This window comes from Jiella marina, from assembly GCF_024359545.1.
Classification (GTDB): Bacteria; Pseudomonadota; Alphaproteobacteria; order Rhizobiales; family Rhizobiaceae; genus Jiella.
On sequence record NZ_JAKQZG010000013.1, the window covers coordinates 16,992 to 42,141 of the forward strand.

General features: G+C 64.6%; 25 protein-coding genes. 13 read left to right on the forward strand and 12 right to left on the reverse strand.

Annotation, left to right across the window (positions count from 1 at the left end):
• Positions 1-62: 62 nt before the first annotated feature.
• The 4 genes from MF134_RS19200 to MF134_RS19215 all read right to left on the reverse strand — a co-directional run bounded on the left by MF134_RS19200 (position 63) and on the right by MF134_RS19215 (position 3,718).
• Positions 63-1,007, reverse strand: a complete 945-nt coding sequence (locus tag MF134_RS19200; RefSeq protein ID WP_255341105.1) for a Hint domain-containing protein — start codon at positions 1,005-1,007, stop codon at positions 63-65.
• A gap of 383 nt (positions 1,008-1,390) precedes the next feature.
• Positions 1,391-1,852, reverse strand: coding sequence for a c-type cytochrome (locus tag MF134_RS19205; RefSeq protein WP_255341106.1), 462 nt, complete (start codon positions 1,850-1,852; stop codon positions 1,391-1,393).
• Between the two features lie 203 nt (positions 1,853-2,055).
• On the reverse strand, positions 2,056-2,658 hold the full coding sequence (locus tag MF134_RS19210; protein WP_255341107.1) for a superoxide dismutase: 603 nt from the start codon (positions 2,656-2,658) through the stop codon (positions 2,056-2,058).
• 187 nt (positions 2,659-2,845) lie between these two features.
• Positions 2,846-3,718, reverse strand: coding sequence for a branched-chain amino acid aminotransferase (locus MF134_RS19215; RefSeq protein ID WP_255341108.1), 873 nt, complete (start codon positions 3,716-3,718; stop codon positions 2,846-2,848).
• A 141-nt stretch (positions 3,719-3,859) separates the two neighbouring features.
• Here MF134_RS19215 and MF134_RS19220 point away from each other — a divergent pair, with 141 nt between their 5' ends.
• A complete protein-coding gene (locus MF134_RS19220) occupies positions 3,860-4,543 on the forward strand; it encodes a haloacid dehalogenase type II (RefSeq protein WP_457590032.1) in 684 nt (227 codons plus the stop codon).
• A gap of 191 nt (positions 4,544-4,734) precedes the next feature.
• A complete protein-coding gene (locus tag MF134_RS19225) occupies positions 4,735-5,439 on the forward strand; it encodes a L,D-transpeptidase (protein WP_457590033.1) in 705 nt (234 codons plus the stop codon).
• Between the two features lie 139 nt (positions 5,440-5,578).
• Here MF134_RS19225 and MF134_RS19230 read toward each other — a convergent pair whose 3' ends face one another.
• From MF134_RS19230 to MF134_RS19240, 3 genes are read right to left on the reverse strand one after another with little or no spacing between them, the layout of a single operon-like run.
• Entirely contained in the window at positions 5,579-6,358 is a 780-nt protein-coding gene (locus tag MF134_RS19230) for a DeoR/GlpR family DNA-binding transcription regulator (protein WP_255341111.1), read from the reverse strand.
• A gap of 18 nt (positions 6,359-6,376) precedes the next feature.
• Positions 6,377-7,702 (reverse strand): aspartate aminotransferase family protein, encoded by a 1,326-nt coding sequence (locus tag MF134_RS19235; RefSeq protein WP_255341188.1) that lies wholly within the window; start codon positions 7,700-7,702, stop codon positions 6,377-6,379.
• 16 nt (positions 7,703-7,718) lie between these two features.
• Positions 7,719-8,717: a phosphotransferase enzyme family protein gene (locus MF134_RS19240; RefSeq protein ID WP_255341112.1), complete on the reverse strand. Its 999-nt coding sequence runs from the start codon at positions 8,715-8,717 to the stop codon at positions 7,719-7,721.
• A 203-nt stretch (positions 8,718-8,920) separates the two neighbouring features.
• Here MF134_RS19240 and MF134_RS19245 point away from each other — a divergent pair, with 203 nt between their 5' ends.
• From MF134_RS19245 to MF134_RS19270, 6 genes are all read left to right on the forward strand, one after another.
• Positions 8,921-10,057 (forward strand): ABC transporter substrate-binding protein, encoded by a 1,137-nt coding sequence (locus MF134_RS19245; RefSeq protein WP_255341113.1) that lies wholly within the window; start codon positions 8,921-8,923, stop codon positions 10,055-10,057.
• 116 nt (positions 10,058-10,173) lie between these two features.
• On the forward strand, positions 10,174-11,250 hold the full coding sequence (locus MF134_RS19250; RefSeq protein ID WP_255341114.1) for an ABC transporter ATP-binding protein: 1,077 nt from the start codon (positions 10,174-10,176) through the stop codon (positions 11,248-11,250).
• 6 nt (positions 11,251-11,256) lie between these two features.
• The gene (locus MF134_RS19255) at positions 11,257-12,111 is read left to right on the forward strand and encodes an ABC transporter permease (protein ID WP_255341115.1); all 855 of its coding nucleotides are present in this window, start codon (positions 11,257-11,259) and stop codon (positions 12,109-12,111) included.
• Entirely contained in the window at positions 12,111-12,917 is an 807-nt protein-coding gene (locus MF134_RS19260; RefSeq protein ID WP_255341116.1) for an ABC transporter permease, read from the forward strand. The genes MF134_RS19255 and MF134_RS19260 overlap by 1 nt, the downstream gene beginning before the upstream one ends.
• Before the next feature lie 28 nt (positions 12,918-12,945).
• Positions 12,946-13,725, forward strand: a complete 780-nt coding sequence (gene fabG, locus MF134_RS19265; RefSeq protein ID WP_255341117.1) for a 3-oxoacyl-ACP reductase FabG — start codon at positions 12,946-12,948, stop codon at positions 13,723-13,725.
• 214 nt (positions 13,726-13,939) lie between these two features.
• On the forward strand, positions 13,940-15,514 hold the full coding sequence (locus tag MF134_RS19270; RefSeq protein ID WP_255341118.1) for an FAD-dependent oxidoreductase: 1,575 nt from the start codon (positions 13,940-13,942) through the stop codon (positions 15,512-15,514).
• A gap of 15 nt (positions 15,515-15,529) precedes the next feature.
• Here MF134_RS19270 and MF134_RS19275 read toward each other — a convergent pair whose 3' ends face one another.
• The 4 genes from MF134_RS19275 to MF134_RS19290 all read right to left on the reverse strand — a co-directional run bounded on the left by MF134_RS19275 (position 15,530) and on the right by MF134_RS19290 (position 18,023).
• Complete coding sequence (locus MF134_RS19275; protein ID WP_457590034.1) at positions 15,530-16,015, reverse strand: DoxX family protein; 486 nt, start codon at positions 16,013-16,015, stop codon at positions 15,530-15,532.
• Positions 16,008-16,781: an HvfC/BufC N-terminal domain-containing protein gene (locus MF134_RS19280; protein ID WP_255341120.1), complete on the reverse strand. Its 774-nt coding sequence runs from the start codon at positions 16,779-16,781 to the stop codon at positions 16,008-16,010. Before MF134_RS19280 ends, MF134_RS19275 begins: the two co-directional genes overlap by 8 nt.
• Positions 16,778-17,653 carry an MNIO family bufferin maturase gene (bufB, locus tag MF134_RS19285; protein WP_255341121.1) on the reverse strand — a complete coding sequence of 292 codons (876 nt, stop codon included), beginning with the start codon at positions 17,651-17,653 and terminating at the stop codon, positions 16,778-16,780. Before bufB ends, MF134_RS19280 begins: the two co-directional genes overlap by 4 nt.
• A gap of 76 nt (positions 17,654-17,729) precedes the next feature.
• Positions 17,730-18,023, reverse strand: a complete 294-nt coding sequence (locus MF134_RS19290) for a BufA1 family periplasmic bufferin-type metallophore (RefSeq protein WP_255341122.1) — start codon at positions 18,021-18,023, stop codon at positions 17,730-17,732.
• A 263-nt stretch (positions 18,024-18,286) separates the two neighbouring features.
• Between MF134_RS19290 and MF134_RS19295 the strand changes: the two genes are divergently transcribed.
• The 5 genes from MF134_RS19295 to MF134_RS19315 all read left to right on the forward strand — a co-directional run bounded on the left by MF134_RS19295 (position 18,287) and on the right by MF134_RS19315 (position 24,197).
• Positions 18,287-18,841 (forward strand): sigma-70 family RNA polymerase sigma factor, encoded by a 555-nt coding sequence (locus tag MF134_RS19295; RefSeq protein ID WP_255341123.1) that lies wholly within the window; start codon positions 18,287-18,289, stop codon positions 18,839-18,841.
• A 2-nt stretch (positions 18,842-18,843) separates the two neighbouring features.
• Positions 18,844-19,482 carry an NrsF family protein gene (locus tag MF134_RS19300; RefSeq protein WP_255341124.1) on the forward strand — a complete coding sequence of 213 codons (639 nt, stop codon included), beginning with the start codon at positions 18,844-18,846 and terminating at the stop codon, positions 19,480-19,482.
• Positions 19,483-19,738: 256 nt separating this feature from the next.
• Positions 19,739-21,319, forward strand: a complete 1,581-nt coding sequence (locus MF134_RS19305; protein ID WP_255341125.1) for an alkaline phosphatase D family protein — start codon at positions 19,739-19,741, stop codon at positions 21,317-21,319.
• A 428-nt stretch (positions 21,320-21,747) separates the two neighbouring features.
• Positions 21,748-23,574 carry a translational GTPase TypA gene (gene typA, locus MF134_RS19310; protein ID WP_255341126.1) on the forward strand — a complete coding sequence of 609 codons (1,827 nt, stop codon included), beginning with the start codon at positions 21,748-21,750 and terminating at the stop codon, positions 23,572-23,574.
• 164 nt (positions 23,575-23,738) lie between these two features.
• Positions 23,739-24,197, forward strand: a complete 459-nt coding sequence (locus MF134_RS19315; RefSeq protein WP_255341127.1) for a MarR family winged helix-turn-helix transcriptional regulator — start codon at positions 23,739-23,741, stop codon at positions 24,195-24,197.
• Positions 24,198-24,346: 149 nt separating this feature from the next.
• Here MF134_RS19315 and MF134_RS19320 read toward each other — a convergent pair whose 3' ends face one another.
• Positions 24,347-25,048, reverse strand: a complete 702-nt coding sequence (locus MF134_RS19320; protein ID WP_255341128.1) for a chromosome partitioning protein ParA — start codon at positions 25,046-25,048, stop codon at positions 24,347-24,349.
• Positions 25,049-25,150: the final 102 nt, after the last annotated feature.

Here is a 25,150-nt window from a genome sequence, read left to right on the forward strand (position 1 = left end):
GGCGGATCGCCGATCCGCCCGTTCGATGCTTCTCAGGATTTGACCGGGCTGCGCCCGGACGGTCAGATCGCCGCGTGAACGCTTGCGCTCGGCCAGGCGCACTGCGCCGACAGGTCGGCGTAGAACAAGTCGGCCAGACGCTTGCGCTCAGCCTCGACCAGCGGGCCCTCGGTCTCGACTTCCAGGCAGCGGCCATGCTGGCCGGCCGGGATCAGGTCGGGATTGGCGAGGACGTCGTCGAGGTCGTTCTCGAACCAGCCGCGCGTGCCCATGTCGAAGAAGCTCTCCGCCGGCAGGCCGTCTGCCAGGAGCACGTCGTGCTGGTCAAGCTCGACATGCCAGTAGGTGACGGTGTTCATGTGGGTGCGCTCGATGGTCGTACCGTTGATCAGGTTCATGATCGGCACCAACACCTCGCGCCCCCCCTGGCGCACCATTACCGGATGGCCGGGGGACAGCATCACGTCGCGCTCGGGAACGCCCGCCCCGAAAGCTCCAGCGCGAACATTGACCGGGGCGTGATGCCAGTTCTGTCCCCCGCACTCAATCGTTCGCTTCCCAATCCACACGATGGAACGCTTGGTGCCGAAGGCCGTCAAGGCAATGTCACCGACAGACAGATCTTCGATGAAAACGGGACCTTGCGCCGTTGTGATCTGGGTGGCAGGTGTGAAGCATTGGATTGCAAAAGAACTTGATGTTATATCCGCTGTATCTCCGACGCCATAATTCATATTATATTGCGCGATGAAGTAATTACCAGCGCCCGCGGTAAGGATGAAACCATCACCATTGTTCAAGGCTCCAACGTATGTGAGACCCGTACCGGGAGAGGAGCCCGGATTAAAAAGGTCATCAGAAACATCGCCTAAGATAAATAGGTTATCGTCTCCGGGAACGCCCTCATCATAATCGCTGAAGGTATCTGCAAATCCGCCAGAAAGTACACTGTACGTTCCCAACGATACTTGCGTTACTTGATTAACATACATGCTTCGTGTGGGCATGACTCTTCCCCCGATACCCCAAAGGAATGTGCGCGGTTCCGCGCGCTTCGCGCATTAGGCGGTCTCTCAATGAGATTACAAGTGAAATTCCCTTGTCGCTAACGAATTTCGCCTTGTAGAGCCAAAGCGCATCACCATAAAGCGGATGGGCGCGCGGCGTCCCAGGGGTCGGAAAGCGGCCCTATCTCCAATCGCCGCAGGCGGATTCCCAAAACGTCTTGAAAGCGGTGCTTGCAGCGAAACCTCATGCACCATGGAGCGCAGTCCCGGCTTTCTGGTGCGCTTCAACCGGCGAAACTTGCCGGCCGTTCTTGTTCAAGGAACCAACGGAAAACGGGCCGGCGAACCGACCCGTTTGAATGCACCCAGAACGTCGAGCTGGATCAGTCCTTGTCGAGCCGGAAGTCTTCGTGACAGCCCTTGCAGTTCTGGGTCACCATGCCGAAGGCCTGCTTGAAGGCGTCAATGTCCTGCGGCGCCGCGTCCATCGCGGCCTGGGTATCTTCCTGATACTTCACCAGAGCGGCCTGAAATTCTTCCGGCTGCTCCCAGATCGCCGGAGCAGCCTCTGTATCGCCGCCGGTCTTGGAATCCTCGGGGAAGTAGTCGCCGAACTTCATCGCGATGTCGTGCATCTGCGAGAAGACCTGAGCCGCCTTGTCGGCGGTGAATTCCTGCTCGCCCTTCAGCATCGCGCCACCGAGCTTCGCCGCGTCGCCATTGTCCTCCATCAATTGCTGCCGCTTCTCGATCGCTTCCATGTTCTGTGCGATCGCCGGGACGGCGAGGATGGCGGCGCCGGCGAGAGCCAGCGTTGCAAGGCCGAACGGTCTTTTCTGCATCATCGGAACGAACTCCTTTCCCCAAACCGCGAGTTGCCGCGGTATCCGGTTCATCTGGAACCATTCCATTGTTAGGCAACAAAGCGAGGGCGGCGTGACGGTCACGAAAGCTTGCGTCCGGCGTGTGCGCCCGAAACGCAATCGGCCCCGGCGCGAACGCCGGGGCCGGTCCATGTCACCAAAGCCTTGCGACCAAGCGCTGCCGCTCAGCCGGTCGCCTTTTCGTAGCAGTCCAGGACGTAATCCCAGTTGATGAGATTGTCGACGAAGGCCGACAGGTATTTCGGCCGGGCGTTGCGATAGTCGATGTAATAGGAGTGCTCCCACACGTCGACGCCGAGGATCGGCACGCCGCCATGCACGAGCGGGTTCTCGCCGTTCGGCGTCTTCATGATCTCGAGCTTGCCGTTCTTGACCGCGACCCAGGCCCAGCCCGAGCCGAACTGGCCCGCGCCGGCGGCTTCGAAATCGGCCTTGAACTTGTCGTAGCCGCCGAGATCGGAATCGAACGCCGCCGCGAGCTTGCCGGGCAGGCTCGTGCCGCCGCCGCCGGGCTTCATCCAGTTCCAGAAGTGCAGGTGGTTGTAGTGCTGGCCGGCATTGTTAAAGAGCGCCTGGTCGGTGCCGTAGGACTTCTTGACGATCTCCTCGAGGGGAAGGTCGGCCATTCCTGCCTTCTCGGCGAGCTCGTTGCCCTTGGTCACGTAAGCATTGTGGTGCTTGTCGTGATGATACTCGAGAGTTTCCTTCGACATGTACGGGCCCAACGCGTCGTAAGCGTAGGGAAGATCCGGCAGTGTGAACGCCATGGTGATCTCCTTCGTCCTTCAGGTTTGAAAATTCCGGCGGCGGACCAGCCTTGCGGGACCGGAAAGCCATCGCTTTCCGCCGCTCCCGGCAGAGATCGGCCCGAGCCACCTTTCGCGACGAAGAGCTAGGGCGCCGTGGCTGTTTCGCCACCTCCCCGAGGCGGGAAGACGAAGGGAATTTCGCGCCTCAGCGGCCCGATTTCGCGAAGGCCCAATAGGCCTCGCGCGCTTCGCGATAGACCGGTCCCGGCTGCAGCGGACGTCCTTCGATGCCATTGACCGGAACCACCTTGGAGTGATTGCCGGTGGAGAAGATCTCGTCGGCCTCCATGAAATCTTCGACCGTGAGCGTCTTTTCCACGACCTCGCGGCCGGCCTTGCGCAGGAGGTCGATGATGCGCTGGCGGGTGATGCCGTTGAGGAAACAGCCGTTCGGAATCGGCGTGAAGACGACGCCGTCCTTGACGAAGAAGATGTTGGACGAGCCCGTCTCGGCGACATTGCCGAGCATGTCCAGGACGAGGGCGTTGCCGAAGCCGCGGCTCCGCGCCTCGAGGATGGCGCGGGCATTGTTCGGATAGAGGCAGCCGGCCTTGGCGAGCGTCGGCATCGTCTCCGGCGTCGGCCGCCGGAAGGGCGAGACCGTCAGCGAAAAACCCGCCGGCTCGATCATCGGCGTCTCATAGAGGCAGAGGCAGAAGCGGGTGGATTCGGGCAGCGCCGGCACGCCCATGTAACCGCCCTCTTCGGCCCAATACATCGGACGGATATAGACCGCCGTCTTGCCGTCGAAGCCTTCGAGCCCCTGGTGGACTAGCGACTCGATCTCCCTGGCCGGAACCGTCGCCTTCAGGCCCAGCGTCTCGGCCGAGGCGTTCACCCGCTCGCAATGCCGGTCGAGATCCGGCGCCATGCCTTCAAACCAGCGGGCGCCGTCGAACACCGTCGAGCCCAGCCACATGGCATGGCTCTTCGGGCCGATCAGCGCCGGGCTCCCTTCATGCCAGGTTCCGTCGACGAAGGTGCGGGTTCGAAGCTCGCTGGTGGTGGAATGGGACATGTCTCGAATGGCTCCTGTTCGAACCGGCAGGCGGGCGAACCGCGCCGGTCGCAAGACGGCCTAGCGCCCGGCGCGCGCGATTTCAATCGCGACCCGATGGCCCGATGACAGATCTGCCCCATCTTGCTCGTCGGTGGGAGGATGACGGCCAGGAGGATTGGTTTGCCCGCAGCTTACGTGTTCGATGCCTATGGAACGCTCTTCAACGTTCATGCTGCCGTTGCCAGGCACGCCGGGGAGATCGGCGAGGCGGGGCAGCAGCTTTCCGACATCTGGCGGCGCAAGCAGCTCGAATATTCCTGGGTCCGCGGGCTGATGGGCGATTCCAGCCGCGATTTCTGGGATCTGACCGAGGACGCGCTCGACTATGCCTTCCGGAAGGTTCCGAGCGCCGATCCGAAACTGCGCGACGCGCTGCTGGAATCATATCGCGATCTCGACACGTTCCCGGAAGTGCCCGCCACGCTTCGCACGCTGAAGGAAAAGGGGGCGCGGCTCGCGATCCTGTCCAACGGCTCGCGCGACATGCTCCACCGCGCCGCGCGCTCGGCCGGAATCGAGACGTTCTTCGACGGGATCTTCTCGGCCGAGGAGTGCGGCACCTACAAGACGGCGCCCGCCGTCTACGACATGGTGACCACGGCCTTCCGGATCTATCCGGACGCCGTCTCCTTCCAGTCTTCCAATCGCTGGGACATTGCCGGCGCCAGGAAGTTCGGCTTCCGCACGGTCTGGATCAACCGCTCGGGCGAGCCGGACGAATACAAGGATCTCGCGCCCGACGCGATCCTGCCCGACCTTGCCGGGCTGACAAAGACGATCTGAGCCATCGCCGGCGCCGCCCTACACGCGCGGCCGCCAGGCGGACCGCGAGGACGATCCGTTCAACCGTCCGTGAGCAAGGAACCAGTTCGTCGCAATCTCGTTTTCGCTTCAACCAAAACAAAATGCGCCTGTGGCACGATCCCCGTTCGCAGGCGTCAAGAAATCATAAGAAAACGGTAGAGGCTGGAGAAATGACGAATCAAGCGGGTCGCGCCCTGTCGCGTCGGAGTTTCCTGACGGCGGCTGGACTTGGAACCATGGCTACGGTTGCCGGCTGCAGCAGCACAAGCAATCGTGCCAAGATCATCGGTCTGACGGCATTCGCCGACGACCGCACCAGTTCACGCTATTCCAACATCTACGGTCGCATGGTCGATCACGGCGAGGTCATCCCGCCGGTCAATCTGCGCCGCGTCCCCGAGCGTTTCCTGCGCCGCGAAGTCGCCGATCCGACGGGTGAGGCGCCGGGCACGGTCGTGGTCGATACCACCAACAAGTTCGCCTATTTCGTCATGCCCGGCGGGCGTGCCATGCGTTACGGCGTCGGCGTCGGCCGCGAGGGCTTCGGCTGGAGCGGCCGCGCCGAAGTGCGCGCCAAGAAGGTCTGGCCGACCTGGACGCCGCCGAAGGAGATGATCCAGCGCAAGCCGGAACTCGCCGAATTTGCCGGCGGCATGCCGGGCGGGATCATGAACCCGCTGGGCGCACGCGCAATGTATCTCTATCAGGGCAACCGCGACACGCTGTACCGCCTGCACGGATCCCCCGAATACTGGACGATCGGCACCAACGAGTCCTCGGGCTGCATCCGCTTCATGAATCAGGACATCATCGACCTGTATCAGCGGGTGAGCATCGGCGCTCCCGTCGTGGTGCGCGCAGGCGCCTACGTCTGATCGAAATCATTCACTGGGAATCTATGAGAAGCAAGCGGTCCTCGGGCCGCTCGCTTTTCTTATGGGCATTCCATCCGTTCTGACTGCTGATCGAGCCATCGAGCTTTTGGCCACGACTATGTCCTCCGGCCCGTCGGTCTCAAACTCGAGGCCCCCGAGGCGGGGCGACGGCAATTTCGACCTTCTCGCGATCGAGCGAAGCCCGAAGAGGGCCGGTCGGTGCTGTCTCCGTCACCAGGAGATCGATCTGGCTCCAGCGGGCATAGCGCGCGGTGAACAAGCGGTCGAACTTGGTCGAATCGCAAGCGACCATGCGCCGCGCGCTGCGCGCGATCATCGCGCCATAGACCTCCGAGGCCTCGATCAGGGCGTCGCTCGGCCCTTCGGGCGAAATACCGCTGGCGCCGAGGATTGCCCAGTCGGCGTTCAGCCCTTCTAGAAAGCGCAGAGCCTGACCGCCATGGGTGGCGCCTTCGCCCGCATGATAGATGCCGGGCACGATCATCACGCGGATCGTCGGGTTGATCGACAGCACCGTCGCGACGCTGAAGGAATGGGTGATGACCGTGACGTTCTTCAGAACCGTCGCGAGACGACGCGCGATGTGGGTCGTCGTCGCGCCCGAACCGATCATCAGGACCGAGGCGTCGCCGAGCCGGCTCGCCGCATGATGGGCGATCGCCGTGCGCTCCTCGACATGCTCGGTATGGCGCTTGGAGAGCGATGGCTCGCTGCGCGAGCGCAGAACCGCACCGCCATAGGTGCGACTGATCGTGCCGCGGGCCGACAGATCGTCAAGGTCGCGGCGGATGGTTTCGCCGGTGACACCGAATTCCTCGGCGAGTTCGCCGACGCGCAAGGTCGGATTGGAACTGAGGCGAGCAACGATGGCGCTCTGCCGGGTGGCCTTCTTGCTCACCTTGCCATCCTCTCGCCCTCAGCCTTCGGACAACACGCGCTCGAGCGTGTCGGCGAAGAGATCGGCCTCGGAGCGGTTCAGGCAAAGCGGCGGGCGAATCTTGAGCGTATGGCCATAGGGGCCGGCGGCGCCGATCAGCACGTGCTCGCGCTTGAGACCGTTGATGAGGCGACTGGCAAGCTCGGGATCGGGACGGTGCGCATCGCCCTCCTCGATGAGGTCGAGGCCGATGAACAGTCCCGCACCGCGCGGCGTTCCAACCCGGGCGTCCCTGGCCGCAAGATCGTGCAGCCGCGAAAGAAGGTGACTGCCGACATCACGCGCATTCTCCTGCAGCCGCTCCTCCTCGATCACGGACAAGACGGCCGCCCCGGCTGCGGCCGCGACGGGATTTCCGCCGAAGGTGTTGAAATAGCCGACCGCCGCCGAGAATCGTGACAGATCCTCGGGCTTTGCCGCGACGCCGGCCATCGGGAAACCGTTGCCCATGGGCTTTCCCATCGTGACCATGTCGGGCTCGACCCCGTGGCGCGCAAAGCCCCAGAAGGCGTCGCCGGTGCGTGCGAATCCCGGCTGCACCTCGTCGGCGATATAGACGCCTCCCGCCGCGCGCGCCGCCTCCACCGCCGGCCGCAGGAAGCCGGCCGGATCGGCGAAGACGCCATCACTGGAGAAGATCGAGTCGCATATGAAGGCGGAGAGGCCATAGCCCCGACCTTTCAGCGTCGCGATCGCCTCCTCGACAGAGGCTGCGAAACCCCCGGCGATATCCTCCTCGAAGCGGGTTGGCGCCGGCGCCGGGATCGCGACCACATGGGCGGGCGGACTCGCCTGTTTGAAGGCGGAGGGCGAGATCGCCGTCACAGCAGCGGTGTTGCCGTGATAGGCGGTCTCGGTGACAATCACGCCCCGCGCCCCGGTCACCGCCTCGGCAACGCGCAGCGCCAGATCGTTGGCTTCGCTGCCGGTGCAGGTCAGGACGATGTTGGAGAGCGGGTCAGGAAGCCGCTCCTTCAGCCGTTCGAGATAGTTGTCGACCACCTGGTTCAGATAGCGCGAATGAATGTTGAGGCGGCCCATCTGCCGGGTGACTGCCTCGACGACCTTCGGATGGGTGTGACCGACCGAGGGGACATTGTTGTAGAAGTCGAGATAGCGCTCGCCATTGGCCGCCTGCATCCAGGCACCCTCGGCGCTGACCATCTCGATAGGCTCGCGGTAGAAGAGGACCGACAGGGCACCGGTGTTGGCGAGGCGCCGCTTCACCGTCTCGCGGGCTTTCGCCTCGGCATCATCCGCCCGAAAGGCATTCATGTCGAGGATCTGTCTGGTCGATCTCGCCATCATCCGGGCCTTCCCGTCACGCGCCGTTCTTCGAGAGATAATCCTCGGCCAGCCGTACCGTACCGTCGGTATAGCCGGTCCCGAGTTCCTGGGCGGTCTCGGTCTCGGAATGACTGGCGATCCAGGCGGTCAGCAGCATGCGCCGCAGCATGATGAAGGTCGGGATCATCGTCACATGTTCCTCGCCGAGCGGCGCGACCGTGCGATAGCCGCGCACCCAGGCGTCCGCGAGCGCCGGGATGAAGGGTTCTTCCTCGATGAAACTGATGGCGGCGGCGAAGTCGTAGACGAACCAGGAGAAGCCGCAGTCGTCGAAATCGATGACCGTGGTCCGGTCGCCCTCCACCAGAAGGTTGGCAAGTCGCAGATCCGCATGGACGAGGCCGAAGCGGTCCTCACCTTCGCCATAGGCAGCGAGCTTCTTTTCCAGAACGGCGGCCGTCTTCTCCAGCACCGCCTTCCCCTCGGCGGCGAGACCGAGCGCGGCCCGCCAATCGCCCCAGAGCGGCTTGTCGCCGAGCATGGTTTCGAAACGCCAGGTCTTGCGCACGAAGCCCGCCGGACGCTCCCAGCGCTGGACATGATCATGCAGCCGGGCGCTGATCGCGCCGAGCCGCTCGAAGCCGGGCTCCAGCGAATGGTCGGCGGGCGGCTCGCGCCCCGGCGCGAGCGCAAAGGCGACCACGTGCCGGGTTTCGCCATCCTGGTCGAAGGCCGCGATCCGCTCGCCTCCCTGGCGCGGCAAGGGCGGCGGGGTGGTCACCACGTCTTCGCGGCGCAACGCCTCGATCCATTCGAGCTCGGACCGGATTTCGGCCTCGGTATGGTAGTCCGGCCGGTGGACGCGCAGCACGATCGGCTCCGCCGTGCTCCCATCCCGGGCGAGGAAGGTCGCGTTTTCGGACAGGTTGAGCAGCGTGACCTCTGCGTCAGGCGACAGGCCCCACTCGCCGAGCAGCGAACGGGCACCCTGTTTCAGCCTTTCGACGAAGTCGTCTGCGTACAGACCAGCCATGTGCGCTCTCCGGCATCGAATGTGGGGTTGTGCGATTCTTACGAAAAAAATCTGCGTATCTCAACATTCGCCCTTGCGGGTCGAAAGTTTTTTTGTGCAGAATTCGAACAGTGTTCGCTTCCTGGGCAGACCCAGCGTCATGCCGGTCGGGAGCGGCCTCGACCTGTCACTGCTGCGGATCAACTCTGAAGAGGCAAAGCGACATGAACATCTCCAGACGCACATTCACCGCCGGCATGGGAGCGCTCGGCGCCGCCTCCGTCCTGGGCGGAACGCGCAAGGCCTTCGCCCAGCGCGCGGACGAACTCAACATCCTGTGCTGGGAGGGCTACAACACCGACGACGTGCTCGGCCCCTTCCGCGAGATGCATCCGGATGCGACGGTCCGGGCCGAGAGCGGCACCTCCGATCCCGACATGATCAACAAGCTGAGAGCCGGCGAGGTGAATGTCTGGGACCTGATCAATCTCAACCAGCCCTGGGCCCGCCAACGCCTGATGCCGGAAGGGCTGATCAAGCCGCTCGACAAGGAGCGCTTCATGCCGTTCTTCGAGAGAATGGCGCCGGAATTTTCCAACCCGCCCTACCCGCTGGCCTTTTCCGACGATGACGAACTGATCGGCATGCCGCAACGCTACGGCCCCTTCAGCTTCGTCGTGAACACCGACAAGATCAGCCGCGAGACCGCCGAGAACGAGGGCTGGAACATCTTCCTCGACCCGGCCATGCAGGGTCGCTACGGCGTCCTGACCTACGACAACTGGAACCTGATCCACCTGTCGATCACCGCCGGCATCAACCCGTTCCAGCCGATGGACGACGCGGCCAAGGAGAAGTTCCGCGAAGTCGCCACGCAGATCATGGGCGGGGCGACGCTGAAGAGCGCCGATCTCGTCGCCATGAACACCGCGCTGATCAATGGCGAGATCGACGCCTATTTCACCGGCGGCACCTACACGGCGAGCCCCGCCCGCCTCGACGGCTTCTCCAACATTCGCGGCATCACGCCGGCAAGCGGCCCGATCGACGGCAAGGGCGGCGTCGCCTGGATCGAACTGACCTCGCTCGTCAACAATCCGGACCCGAGCCCGCTCGCCGCCGACTTCCTCGAATTCGTGCAGCAGCCGGAAATCTGCAAGGCGGTGGGCTTTGCCGAAGGCACCTACAATCCGGTCGCGCAGATGGGCGATCCGGACGTGCGCGCGCTCTGGAACGAGGAAGAACTCGACGCGATCCAGTGGGACAGCCTCGAGGAGGAAATGGCACGTTCGGCGGAATACGCCGTCGTCGCGGACTATGACGAACTGATGGGCATCTACACCCAGGCCCGCCGCGCCTGACCGAGGCGGGTTCCGATAAGCTCCCGGACTTCGCTGTCCACGCGGTCCGGGAGCGTGTTTCTCATGGGTTCGCGGGCTGCGCTGAATGCGGTGCGCCCTCCACGACGACGGAAGTAATGAGTCAGAACCAACCCATTCTGCGCCTTGCGGGGCTCCTCAAGAAATTCAACGGTTTCACGGCGCTCGATTCCGTCGACCTCTCGGTCAGCGAGGGCGAGTTCCTCGCCATCGTCGGCCCCTCGGGAAGCGGCAAGACGACACTGATCCGTCTGCTCGTCGGCATGGACGAGCAGACGGACGGCACGATCTGGCTGCGCGACGAGCGTCTCGACACCGTCCCGGCCAATGAGCGCCCGACCTGCATGGTCTTCCAGTCGCTGGCGCTGTTTCCCCACCGCACGGTCGGCCAGAACATCGAATTCCCGCTGAAGATCCGAAAGGTCGACGCGGCCAGGCGCAAGGAACGCGCGCTTGAGCTTCTGAACCTCCTGCGGCTGCCCGAACATTATTACGATCGCCGCATCAACGAATGCTCCGGCGGCGAGCGCCAGCGTATCGCACTCGCCAGGGCCCTCGCCTTCGACCCGGAAATCCTGTTCTTCGACGAGCCGCTATCGGCCCTCGACTATCGGCTGCGCAAGACGCTGGAGAAGGAACTGAAGGATCTCCACCAGCGCACCGGCAAGACCTTCATCTACATCACCCACAGCCTCGAAGAGGCGATGGTGATGTCGGACCGCATCGCGATCATGCGCAAGGGGCAGTTCGAGCAGATCGGACCGGGCGAGGAGATCTATGCCCGGCCGCAGAGCCGCTTCGTCGCCGAATTCATGGGCGAGGTGAACCTCTTTCCGGCTCGGCCCGGCGAGGGTGCCCACGCCTTCGAGGGCCTTGCCGTCGACGACAAGGCTGCGGCGCAGCAGGGCCTCATCGCAGCCGAAGGCGCCTATCTCATGGTCCGGCCGGAAAAGGTCCGCGTCCTGGAGGAAGGCGAGAGAGCAGACTTCACTACCGCCGGAACCGTACATGCCGGCTATCTCCTTGGATCGCGCCGCCAATATGAGATCGAGCGCGGAGATCAGAAGCCGCTGATCATCGAGATCGTCCAGGACGGCTCGCCGCCGCTCGCCGATGGCGCCAGGGTCCGGCTCGGCTTCGATGCGGGCGACACCCATCTTGTCGAGAGGGACTGACGGGCGATGGACGCGCTTCAACGACGTCTCGGCACGCTCTACGCGGTTCCCGCCGTCGCGCTTCTGGTGCTCAGCTTCGTCGCACCGCTTCTGGTGGTCGCGGCTTTCTCGACCATGCCGCAGGGCGTGTTTTCGCTTCTCCACCTGCCGGACTTTTCGGCCTATGGCACGCTCGTCACGCAGGGCTATTGGCAATCGCTTCTCTGGTCGCTGTTCATGGCCTTCGCCGCGACGGTGATCCTGTTCGTCATCTCCTGGCCCCTCGCCTTCGGCATGGCGAAGGTGTTCAAGCGCTTCACGCTCGTCCTGACGATCGGCGTCGTGCTCACACTCTTTGTCTCGGAGAACATCCGGCTCTTCGGCTGGGTGCTGACCCTGATGAAGGGCGGACTCATCGACGGCTATCTCGGCGCCTGGTTCGGCGGTGGCCTGGAGGGCGCGCTCTACAACGTCCCAGTCATCATCTTCGGCCTCGTCTACGTCTATTTCCCCTTCATGCTGTTTCCGCTCGCCCAGGGGATCGCCATGGTGCCGGACGATGCGCGGCAGGCCGCGCGTGATCTCGGCGCCAGCCGCTGGCAGATCCTGACGGAAATCGACCTACCGCTTTCGGCGCCCGGCATCGTGGTGGGGAGCCTCTTCACCTTCGTGCTCGCCACCGGGGCGCTGGCCGAAGCGAAGCTTCTCGGCGGATCGGCGGTGATCGTCATGGCCGCGGAGGTGGAGACCGCCTTCACCTATGGCCAGGACTGGCCGCTGGGCTCCGCCCTGTCGATGACGCTGATCGCCATCGTCGCGGTGCTCGCGATCTTCACCATCGCGCGCATCGATCTCGACTCGATCATGGGCCGGAGGGGCTGATGAAGACCGGACGCTTCCTCACCGCCGCGCTCTATCTCTATGGCATCGCGATCCTCGTCGCGCTCTATCTGCCGCTCCTTTCGGTCGGTTTCGCCTCGATCTCCAAGTCGCGCTATCTGAGCTTTCCGGTCCGGCGCTATGCTTTCGAATGGTATGGCGAGGCGCTTTCCAGCGGGACGGTGGCCGATCTCGTCGTCACCTCGCTCATCACCGCCGCTCTGGTGACGCTCGTCTCCGTGGTCGTCGGCTTCTTCGGCGCGCTGGCCTTCGCGCGCTATTCCTGGCGCTATCGCAAGCTCTTCCAGAAATTCGTGCTCCTGCCGATCTTCTTCCCTCAGACGGTCCTGGGGCTCGCGCTGCTCATGTGGTTCAACGCCATCGGCATCGTGCCGAGCTGGAAGACGGCGGTCGTCGCCCATCTCGTGTGGATCACACCGATCACGACGCTGATCATCGCGATCCGCGCCTACAGCTTCGATCCCGCGCTGGAAGAGGCCGCCCGCGACATGGGCTGCACGACGCTTCAAACCTTGAAGGAAGTGACGCTGCCGCTGCTTGCGCCCGGCATCGTCTCGGCGGGTCTCTTCGCCTTCCTCCTGAGCTGGGGCAACTTCCCGCTGTCGCTGTTCACCACCGGGGCTGACTCGACGCTGCCCGAATGGCTCTATGCCAAGATGGTCTCCGGCTATTCGCCGCTCGTGCCGACGGTCGGCATGCTCTCGGTCTTCGCCTCGGCGCTGCTGCTTCTGATCGCCATCGCCATACCGTTCCTCATCAACCGGGCCCGGTCGACGGAATCGGCCTGACGCTCGCATCGAAAAAGGGAGGCTCGCAATGCTCACGTCAATCAAGGATCGCAGCGTCGTCGTGACCGGCGGCTCGAAGGGGATCGGCCGGGGCATCGCCCGCGTCTTTGCCGCGCAAGGGGCCAAGGTGATGATTGCGGGCCGCGGCGAGGACGCCGCGAAAGCGGCCGTCGCCGAAATCCGCGACGCCGGCGGCACGGCCGAATATCATCTCTGTGACGTTTCCGACTGGGAGGCGGTGCAAGGCCTCGTCGACGCGACCGTCAAGGCCTTCGGCGGCCTCGATATCATGTGTGCCAATGCCGGCGCCTTCCCCCAGACCAAGATGGTCGACATGGACCCGAGCGAATGGGACCAGGTTCTCGCCACCAATCTCAAGAGCAGCTTTCTCTGCGTGAAGGCCTGCATTCCGGTCTTCGAGAAGGCCGGCAAGGGCCGGGTGATCCTGACTTCCTCGATCACCGGACCCGTCACCGGCTTTCCCGGATGGACCCATTACGGCGCCTCGAAATCCGGCCAGCTCGGCTTCCTGAAAACCGCGGCGATGGAGCTCGCGCGCTATGGCGTGACGATCAACGCGGTCATGCCGGGCAATATCTACACCGAAGGGCTTCAGGATCTCGGCGAAGACTATCTCAAGACCATGGCGGCCTCGATTCCGCTGAAGCGGCTCGGCGCGGTCGAGGATATCGGCAACGCCGCCCTGTTCTTCGCCTCCGACGAGGCCGGCTACATCACCGGCCAGACGATCATCGTCGACGGCGGCCAGATCCTGCCAGAATCCGTCGAGGCGATCGAGGAAATGTAGGCCGCGACAAGCCTGCGGACGTCCGCTCGTCGATCCACGCAGCGGCCGCCTCCGCCCGCACTTCCTCGCGCTGACGCGCCGGGTCGATACTCTCCGGCACGACCAGTCGAGCGCGAAATCGGGACCCCTTTGACGCGGCGGGGCGACGGAACCCGCCGCTCGCCATCGCCGTTGCCGTTTCATCGAACCATTCCAAAGAACCGAGCGAGTTTCGATGAAACACGACGTCTGTGCGCTGGCCGATCTGTCGGAGACCGGTCTCCACGAAATCGAAATCGGCGAGATGAAGATCCTCCTCGCCCGCGACGGCGACAAGGTCTATGCGACCGGCGCGAACTGCACCCACAAGGGCGCACCGCTCAAGAACGGCGCGCGGGTCGGCAACCGGGTCATCTGCCCTTGGCACCACGCCAATTTCGATCTGGAGACCGGCGACCACATCGAGCCGCCGGGCCAGGGCTGCCTGTCGCGCTTTGCCACCGAGGTTTCGGACGGCCGCGTGATGGTGGAAGTGCCGGAAGGCGCTCAGCCACATCGGCCGGAAGTCGATCCGGCCGAGCGCAAGGCCGGCGGCGAGCGGATTTTCGCGATCGTCGGCGGCGGGGCGGCCGGCCTTGCCTGTGCGCAGGAACTGGTTCGTCGCGGATTCGACGGTCGCATCGTCATGTTCTCCGACGATGGCGAGACGCCCTATGACCGCACCGCGCTGTCGAAGACCTACATGCAGGGCAAGACGGACGACGACGACCTGCCACTGGTCGGTGCGGGCGGCCTCGACGAGATCGGGGTCGAGCGGATCACGGAAAAGGTCTCGCGCATCGACGCGGCCAACCGGACCATCCACTTTGCCGGCAAAGACGGGGTGAACGAAGGCCTCGTCTACGACCGCTGCTTCGCAGCCCCCGGCAGCGCCTCCGGCACGCTCCCGCTCGAAAACGCCGACCTGCCGAACGTCTTCACCCTGCGTACCCATGAGGACGCAATCCCCATCCGAAAGGCGGCGGAAGCGGCTCAGAACATCGTCATCGTCGGCTCCGGCTTCATCGGCATGGAAGTCGCGGCGGCCCTCGTCCAGCGCGGCAAGTCCGTCACCGTCGTCTCTCAGGAGACGCTGCCCTTCGCCTCGAAGTTCGGCGATGCGGTCGCCGGTCAGATCGCGGCCCAGCATCGCGAGAAGGGCGTCGACCTGAAGACCAACAGCGCCGTATCGAAGATCGAGGAAAAGCGCGGGGCCGTCAGCGCGGTGCATCTGGCAAGCGGCGAGGAAGTGCCGGCGGACATGGTGCTGATCGCCGTCGGAGCGCGGCCGCGTCTCGACATTTTCGGCGAAGGCGTCGAAGGCGGAATCGAGGTCGGGGCCGACCTGTCGGTCGATCCGGCCCTCTATGTCGGTGGCGATGTGGCGAAGTTCCCCCTGCCGGGCCAGGGATACAGCACCCGCATCGAGCACTGGCGGGTCGCCGAACAGCATGGACGCCACGCGGCCCGCGCCATGCTCGGCGACACGACGCCCTTTTCCGGCATCCCCTTCTTCTGGTCGGCGCAATACGGCCCGATCCACTATGTCGGCCATGCGAAAGGGTTCGACGAGTGCCATATCGAAGGCGATCTCGACGCCGGCAGCTACACCGCCTTCTACATCAAGGACGACAAGGTCGTCGCGGCGCTCGGCCGGGGCAAGGCGGATGTCACCGACGAGCTTCACGCGCTGATGCTGGCCTCATCGCCGACGCCCGCCAGAAGCGACCTTGCGGCGGTCAACTGGCAGCCGGGCGCCCTGTTGGTATAAGCCCGGCCAACGGCCTCACGCGACCTGGCGGAGCCCGCCCGAACGGGCCGGCTTCTGCCAAGGCAGAAGCGCGTCGGCGGAAATCCTGCCCGCGCCATAGACCATGAGCGCCAACGCCATTGCGGCCCAGGGCAGATGGAAATTCGCCCAGCCGCCGGGCACCGTGATCTGGATCACCGCCGTCATGATCAGGATGCCGAAGGCCGCGAAGCGCGTCCCGAGCCCGAGGACGAGGAGAATCGGCAGCACGATCTCGGCGATGCCGGCCAGCGTCGCGGAGACGAGCGGGAACGGATAGGCATATTGCGCGCCGAGAATATGCAGCTTGAATTCCTGCTGGAACAGGTATTTCGCGCCGGTCGAGAGCTGCAGGAAGCCCTCCCATTTCGTCAGGCCGGATTTGAAGAACGGCACGGCCAAGGCGATGCGCAGGGCCAGGAGCGGCAGCGACGCTGGAATGGCGGCGAGCACGGTTTCGGCTCGTTTCAGAGCTTCAAGCATCGTCATTCTCCTTGATGATGGGGGCGTCGTCGGAAAAGGCGCCGAGACGGATTAGCGCCGTCAGCGCGCGGCCGAAGTCGAAAGTCGGCTCGTCAGCTGCGGCCATTGCGGCCTCGCCCAGAGGTGCGCCGTTCAAAAGCGCAGCCGCGAAGGCGACATCCCAAGCAGGCAGAACGGTGAGTTCGCAGCGTATGTCCGGCCGTGTGATCAGGACGGCTTCCGCGACCCAGTGTTCCACCGGCCGAACCGGCTCCGCCTGATGGTTGGCGAAGATCGTGCCGATCGGGAAGGCAGACGAGACGAGCCGGGCCGCCGGATGCGGCGTCAGCCGCGCGGTGCCGAGCCTCTCGGGCGGGACCGCGGCGAGCGCATCCATGGTCAGAAGGCCGGCGTCCCGCGAATGAAACGCCGAAGCCATGGCATCTTCGAGACGCGCGATATCCGACAGATAGGGAACGCTCCGGGCCGGCTCGAAGCCGGCCACGAAGGCCGGAAAGCCGCTGCCATAGGTGAGAAGCACCGGCGATGTCGGGCGTTCGACGTCGACATAGGCTCGCGCCATGCCGCGAAAGAAATCCTCGCCCACGAGCCGCATCACCAGCGGGTAGCGCCGCTCCAGCGCGCGGGTCAGGCCGACGCCGACATTGTTGCGATAGACCGCGAAGCGCCGGGCATCGAGCCGGCCGCAGCGTGTGGAAAGCCCCTCCGGCATGACCGCTTCGCGCGCCAGGAGATAGGTCGAGAACATGGCGCCGACCTCCGTCATGCGGCGGACCGGCTGATAGCCGCCTCCGAAGACGCTAGGCGAGCCCGGGCAAGCGCCGCCTCGACCTTTTTGGCCTCTGCATAAAGCGCCGGGAATTCAGGGACGTCATTGTCCCATTCGACGAGGGTCGGGAGCGGTCCGGCCCTGTCGAGCATGTGGGAATAGAGCGCGAAGACGTCGGGCAGGACCGGCGAGGCGTGGGCATCGATCAGAAGCCGCTCGCCCGCCTCGTCTTCGGTCTCGTCATAGCCCGCGAGATGGATCTCGCCGACCTTCTCCATCGGAAAGCGGTCGATATAGGCGAAGGGATCGAGCCGGTGATTGACCGCCGAAACCATGACGTTGTTGACGTCCAGCAGCAAGCCGCAGCCGGTCCGATCGCTGATTGCGGCGAGGAAGTCGATCTCTTCGATCGTCGATTCCGCGAAGATCAGATAGGTGGAGGGGTTTTCGAGCAGCATGCGCGTGCCCACCGCCTCCTGCGTCTCGGCGACGTGCCGCGCGACGCGGTCGAGGGTTTCCGGCGTATAGGGCAACGGAAGAAGATCGTTGAAGAACTCGCTGTCATGGGTCGACCAGGCGAGATGTTCCGAAAAGCTCGCCGGGCGGTAGCGCTCGATCAGATGTCTGAGGCGCTTCAGATGATCGCGGTCGAGATCGCCCTCTCCGCCGATCGACAGGCCAACGCCGTGCAGCGAAAGCGGATAGGGCTCGGCGATCGCGGCAAGCTGGCGATGCGGCAGACCGCCCTCGCCCATGTAGTTTTCCGCATGAACCTCGAAAAAGCCGAGGGCCGGCCGTGTCTTCAAGATCGTATCGACGTGGTCGGGCTTGAGGCCGAGGCCGGCGGCGACGGGCAGTGCCATGGTCATCCTCCCTGCGTGTCTTTCCGGATGGCATGGCCCGGCGGGTTCGCCGGGCCACATTGTGCTTGGAGCGGCCGACGGCTCAGCTCGGCAGATCGCGTTCCAGGGGCTCCAGCGAGCCCATGCGATCACCCGGGACTTCCATCGTCTCGCAGGTGCCGGCCGGAACGGCCTTCCAGGCATTGCCCTGATAGTCGACGGAGGAGGTGCCGGCGCAGGTCGTGCCCTCGCCTGCGGCGCAGTCGTTCTGTCCGGCCAGTGCCACGCCGTAGCACTTGACCGTCCCCTCCTCCGCGGCGGATGCCGGGACAGCGGAGGTGGCAAGGGCAGCGGCCAGCGAGCCGGCGAGCGCGAGGTGGAATGAGCGGCGATCCATGATTTGGTCTCCCTGAGGATTGCACGTTGACGAGGCATGTCATCGGCCTCGTCTTGCCGCTTCGCCGGCCGCCGCAATGGCGTTACGCAGCGTCGGGACCTCTCACGACCATGTGATTGGGCAGCGACGGATCCCATGGGAAAAGAGGGCATGGTCCGGCTCGCCCCGGCCGCTTGCCCCAATCGCTTGCCACGGGGCCGTGCCGAGGTGAAAATCCTTGGCGGGACTGAAACAAATCCTTGGACCGATCCGAAAGACGAGACATGCCGCCTGCTTCATCGTCCAAGCTCCAGGCGCTCGACGATCTGCTCTTGGCCGCCAATGCCGGCGACGAAAAGGCTTATCGCGCGTTCCTGGTCGAGGTTTCGGTGATCGTCAGGCGCTTCGCCACCCGGCGAATGCCCCGACAATCGGCCGGGTTCGACGTCGAGGATCTGGTGCAGGAGATACTTCTGGCGGTGCACAACAAGCGCCACACCTGGCGGGCGGGAGAACCCGTCGCGCCCTGGCTGTTCGCGATCGCGCGCTACAAGGCGATCGACGCCTATCGGCGGCGCGGCCGACGGATCGAGGTGGATATCGCCGATTTCAGCGATGTCATCGAGGATCCGGACGCCGTTCCCTCCGCGGTCGGCCACGACGTGTCGCGCGCGCTCGATTCGCTCGGCGGACGCCAGCGGGCGGTCGTCTCGGCGCTGTCGGTGGAAGGCAAGTCGATCGGCGAGACGGCGAAGAAGCTCGACATGAGCGAAGGCGCGGTCCGGGTGGCGTTTCATCGGGGCCTGGCGGCCATCGCCAAGAAATTCGGACGAGACTGACAATGCAGACGCGTGAGTTGATCGAGGATCTGGTGGCAGGCGCCGGGCGGCAGGACCAGGGGTTCGTGCCGCCCTTCTGGGCCGTGGCGTGCCTGGCGCCGCTTCTCGCCGCCGCCGTCTTCTGGCCGGCGCTCGGACCGCGGCCGGACTTCGCGGCCGCCCTTCAGACCGTGCGCTTCGACCTGAAGTTCGTGCAGGCGGGACTGCTCGCGGTGACCGCCTTCGCGACGCTGGTGGCACTGGCGCGGCCAGCCCAGCCATGGCGCCATCGCGCCCTCACGATCCTTCTGCCGGCCCTGGTGCTGGCGTCCGCCGTCCTAATGGAACTGGCGCTCGTGCCACCGGAACTCTGGGCCACCCGCGCGGCCGGGTCCAACGCGCTGATCTGCCTGACGGCGATCCCATCGATCGGCGCTCCGGTGCTTGCCCTGTTTCTCTTCGCCCTCCGCCGCCAGGCGCCAACGCGGCCGATGCTTTCCGGCTCCGTCGCCGGCCTGGGCGCGGCGGGGACCGCGGCGGTCTTCTACGCCGCCCACTGCACCGACGATTCACCGCTTTTCGTGGCGCTCTGGTATCCGCTGGCCTCCCTGATCCTCGTGGCCGCCGGCGCCTTGATCGGAAGCCGGGTCTTGCGCTGGTAAGGGCCGTCGTCAGCGCATTGCTTGTCCTCGCTAGCCCGGGGCCGGCGAGGCTCCGAGGAAGCGGCAAGGCACTGATGTGTGCGGGTTCCTGCATCCATCTCCGGAGTGAGTCGCAGTGCAGGAATCGGCGCGGAGCAGCGTTTTCCTCTTTGCGCCAAGGTGTTGCCCGGTCTTCAAACTTTCAAACACCCGCAAAGCGCCTGACATGGAATCTCTCGAATGTGCCCGCGTCCAGGAACATTCGAAAGGTTCGAACATGGCCGCCCGAAATCGTTACAGCCAACTCTCCCTTTCCCGCCGCCGCTTCATGGTCGGCACCGGCGCGGCTGCGCTGACCGCCGCCTCCGGCCTTGCCATGCCGGCGATCAGCCGCGCCCAGAGCCGTCCGCAATTCACCCACGGCGTCCAGTCCGGCGATGTGGATGCCTCGTCCGGCATGGCCTGGGTCCGCGCCGACCGTCCGGCTCGCGTCGATTTCGAATGGGCGACGACGGAGAGCTTCCAGAACGCGAAGCGCCTCCACAGCCTCGACGCGACGCCGAACCGCGATCTGGCGGTCAAACGCCTGCTCGCCGACCTGCCTTCCGATCAGGAGATCTTTTGGCGGGCGACCGCGACGGACCTCACCGATTCTAACGCCGTTTCCGAGCCGATCATCGGTCGCTTTCGCACCGCCCCGACCTCCAAGCGCTCGATCAAGTTCGCCTGGTCGGGCGACACGGCCGGCCAGGGCTGGGGCATCGACGAGGACAAGGGCGGCATGAAGACCTACACCACCATGGCGGGTCACGACCTCGACTTCTTCATCCACTCCGGCGACACGATCTATGCCGACGGCCCCCTGAAGGAGGAAGTCGAACTCGAGAGCGGCGGAACCTGGAAGAACATCGTCATTCCGGAAAAGGAAAAGGTGGCCGAGACGCTGGACGAATATCGTGGCCAGTGGAAATACAACATGATGGACGAGAACCTGCAGGCGTTCAACGCGCAGGTTCCGACCTTCTTCCAGTGGGACGACCACGAGGTCGTCAACAACTGGTCGAGCAGCAAGGATCTGTCCGAGGACGACCGCTATTCGGTGAAGAACGTCATGCTTCTCGCCGCCCGTGCCGGTCAGGCGTTCCACGAGATGACGCCGATCCGCTACATGCCGGAGGAGCCGGGCCGGGTTTACCGCACGATCCATTACGGCCCGCTGCTCGACGTCTTCTTCCTTGATCTGCGCTCCTATCGCGGCGCGAACAGCGACAACACTCAAGAGCAGGCCTCCGACGCAACGGCCATGATGGGCGCCCAACAGATCGCCTGGCTGAAGCGCGAACTGACCAATTCCAACGCCACCTGGAAGGTGATCGCCTGCGACATGCCGATCGGGCTTCTGGTTCCCGATGGCGATCGCTGGGAGGCCGTGGCCAATGGCGATGACAGCGACCCCAAGGGCCGAGAAATGGAATTCGCCGAAATCCTGCGCTTCATCAAGGCGGCGGGGATCACCAATACCGTGTGGCTGACGGCGGACGTCCACTACACCGCCGCCCATCACTACAGCCCGGACCGCGCCGCATTCCAGGATTTCGAGCCCTTCTGGGAGTTCGTCTCCGGCCCGATCCACGCCGGCACCTTCGGCCCCAACAAGCTCGACATGACCTTCGGCCCGGAAGTGCGCTACGTGAAGGCGCCGGAGGAAGGCCAGGTCAACCTGCCGCCGTCGATGGGCCTGCAGTTCTTCGGCCTGGTCGAGATCGACGGGGACACCGAGGCGATGACCGTCCGCCTCATGGACGTAGCCGACACCGAACTCTGGTCGACCACGCTGGAGCCGGTCCGTCAGGGCTGATCCGGCAAGCCATCGAGAACGATCGGACCGGAGGCGTCATGCTTCCGGTCCGAAGCCTCGAGATATATGAGGCGGCAGGCGCGGCTTCCCCCGCATGCCGGGCGAGGGGGCAGTCCGGCGGCGGGGAATTCTGGCGGCCCGGGCCATCCCATTGGCCGAAGCGGACGCTATGCCGGCCGAAGGACCGCGGCAAATGAACAAGAGATAATCTTCGCGGGCCGCAAATTCTCCATATTCGCAAGCTTACGGCTCTGCGCAGCGGTCGAGGCGAGGGAACGGCAGCCCCTGCGCTCACTTCTCGCGCGACCGCTCTTTCGCAGTTGCGAATTATTCTGTATAGGCTGGCGCGATCCTGAAACCCGCTCGGTTGCTCGCTGCCTTTTGGCACGGCGAGACATGAGGCGCGTCACAACTCCGGTACCCATTTTATGAAGCTTCGCAACATCGCGATCATCGCGCATGTCGACCATGGCAAAACGACCCTCGTCGACAAGCTCCTCGCCCAGTCCGGCACGTTCCGCGACAACCAGCGCACCGAAGAGCGTGCGATGGACTCCAATGATCTGGAGAAGGAGCGCGGCATCACCATCCTCGCCAAGGCGACGTCGGTGGAGTGGAAGGACACGCGCATCAACATCGTCGACACGCCGGGCCACGCCGATTTCGGCGGCGAAGTCGAGCGTATCCTCAACATGGTGGATGGCGCCGTCATCCTGGTCGACGCCGCCGAAGGCCCGATGCCGCAGACCAAGTTCGTGCTCGGCAAGGCGCTGAAGGTCGGTCTGAAGCCGATCGTCGCGATCAACAAGATCGACCGCTCCGACGAGCGCCACCAAGAAGTCCTCGACGAGATCTTCGACCTCTTCGTCGCGCTCGACGCCAATGAAGAGCAGCTCGACTTCCCGGTGCTCTATGGCTCCGGCCGGGGCGGCTGGATGGCCTCCGAGCCCGACGGCCCGCAGGACCAGGGTCTGACCCCGCTGTTCGACCTGATCCTCAATCATGTTCCCGAGCCGGATACGGCCGGCAAGGACGAGCCGTTCAAGATGATCGGCACGATCCTCGAAGCGAACCCGTTCCTTGGACGCCTGATCACCGGCCGCATCCAGTCCGGCTCGATCAAGCCGAACCAGGCGGTCAAGGTGCTGTCGCGTGACGGTAAGCTGCTCGAGAATGGCCGCATCTCCAAGATCCTCGCCTTCCGGGGCCTCGAGCGAGTGCCGCTGGAAGGTGCGGAAGCTGGTGACATCGTTGCGATCGCGGGCCTTTCCAAGGGCACCGTCGCCGACACCTTCTGCGATCCGCAGGTCACGGCGCCCCTCGAAGCCCAGCCGATCGATCCGCCGACGGTGACGATGTCCTTCATCGTCAACGACTCGCCCCTCGCTGGCACCGAGGGCGACAAGGTGACGAGCCGCGTCATCCGCGACCGCCTGATGAAGGAAGCCGAGGGCAATGTCGCGCTGAAGATCGAAGAAGCCGCCGACAAGGATTCCTTCTACGTCTCCGGTCGCGGCGAATTGCAGCTCGCCGTCCTCATCGAGACCATGCGCCGCGAGGGCTTCGAGCTCGGCATTTCGCGTCCGCGCGTCGTCATGAAGGAAGGCGAGAACGGCGAGCTTCTGGAGCCCATCGAAGAGGTGGTAATCGACGTCGACGAGGAGCATTCCGGCGTCGTCGTTCAGAAGATGTCCGAGCGCAAGGCCGACATGATCGAGCTGCGCCCTTCGGGCGGCGATCGTCAGCGCCTCGTCTTCCATGCCCCGACCCGCGGCCTGATCGGCTACCAGTCCGAGCTTCTGACCGACACGCGCGGCACGGCGATCATGAACCGCCTGTTCCACTCCTACGCCCCCTTCAAGGGCGAGCTGGCCGGCCGCAACAACGGCGTGCTGATCTCGTCTGAAGACGGCGAGAGCGTCGCCTATGCGATGTTCAACCTGGAAGACCGCGGCCCGATGGTCATCGACGCGGGCGTCAAGGTCTATGCCGGCATGATCATCGGCATCCATTCGCGCGAGAACGATCTCGAAGTGAACGTGCTGAAGGGCAAGAAGCTCACCAACATGCGTGCGTCCGGCAAGGACGAAGCGGTGAAGCTGACGCCGCCGATCCGCATGACGCTCGACCGGGCGCTGTCCTGGATTCAGGACGACGAGCTGGTCGAGGTCACGCCGAAGAACATCCGGCTGCGCAAGCTCTATCTCGATCCGCATGAGCGCAAGCGCTTTGAAAAGAGCCGCAAGGCTGCCTGACATGGTTATGCCACGGCGCCCGACAGGGCGCTGTGGTCCAATCAGCAGGCCCGCGACCCCGCCAAGATCATGTGGCTCCCCTGCAACCTTTGCATAACTCGACAAAAAACTTCACCTATGATCTTTTCGGCCGGGATCATGAGAGTGAAGGGATGGGATCAGGCGTGCGGAAGACCGACAGGTTGCGGCTCGACGATCAGCTCTGCTTTGCCCTTTACGCCGCAACGAATGCGGTGACGCGGGCCTATCGTCCGCTGCTGCAAAATCTCAATCTTACCTACCCGCAATATCTGGTCATGCTGACCCTGTGGCAGGACGGGACGTCCTCTTCGCGGGATATCTCCGAGCGGCTGAAACTCGCGCCGAATGCGCTGACGCCGCTGCTCGATCGACTGGAGAAAGCGGGCTTCATCGCCCGCAAGCGGGACCAGAGCGATCGCCGCATCGTGCATATCAGCCTGACGGAGGCGGGCAAGGCGCTGGAAAGCACGGTGGCGGATGCCCAATACAGTGTCGCTTGCCAGACCCGGCTGACTGACGAGGGGCTCGCCGAATTGCGCGAGGAACTCTTCGCCCTCGTGGAGCGCATGTCGGACAAGGAACCGGTGAGCGAAGAGGGCTGACCGCCGACCGACAAGGCGCCGCTTCGCACTCCGCCGTCGGATGCATTCCCGAAAAAATCAATCGCCCCGGAGAAGACCGGAGCGATGAACCAAAGGCACGGCATCAGGAATGTATCGACCCATAGAGGGCCGATGCGCGCCGGGCGAATTCAGGCCGCGCGGCGCAGTTCGACGCCCGGAGCGGATTTCCGCGTCTCGATCTTGCCGAGAATACCGATCGCATAGGCAAGGCTTGCCGCTTCGGCGCGGGCGCGGTCGAGGCCGGGCGCAGCCTCTTCGTCCAGGGTGAAGATCGTGCCGCCGAACAGGAAGGGCGCTTCGTAGGCTGCACGCTGGACGAGGCCGATCGGCATGCGCTGGGTCGGGCTCGCCTCGACGATCGCCTCGACCGAACGGGCAATGCGGCTCGGAATGGTGGCGACGGCGCTCGCGACGAAGCACCAGTCGCGACCGCGCCGACCGCGGCCCGCGTCCTGGCGCAGCATCTCGTCGGTCTCGACCGCAAAGGAGGCCGAGAGCGGCGAGAAGCGGACCGGGATGATATGACGGTCGCACAGCCGCGCGGCGGTGCGGATCATCTCCGCTTCGTCACCGGCATCGATCACGACCAGTTCGCCGCGCCGCCGGGCTGCCCGGACCAGCTTTTCAAGCGCCATCTCGTCGCGAACACGCTCCACGCTCACCTTCGCCGGAACGCCATCCCGCTCGGCCCAGGCCGCGAGATCGCCGTCACGTGCGGCATCGACGAGAACGACGGGAATGTCTGCAGCCGCCGCAACGCTCGCCAAAGTCAGGGCAAGCGTGGACGTCCCGGAGGTCTTGAGGGAACCGATCGAGATGGCTGAGAGCATGGGACATCCTTTTCGCGCCAAGGGCGCGGGGTCGAGGGGCGATCAGGTCGGAGCCTTCCGCCTGGGCTCAAGAGGTTCGGTTCGTCGGGCGAGAAGCCGCCA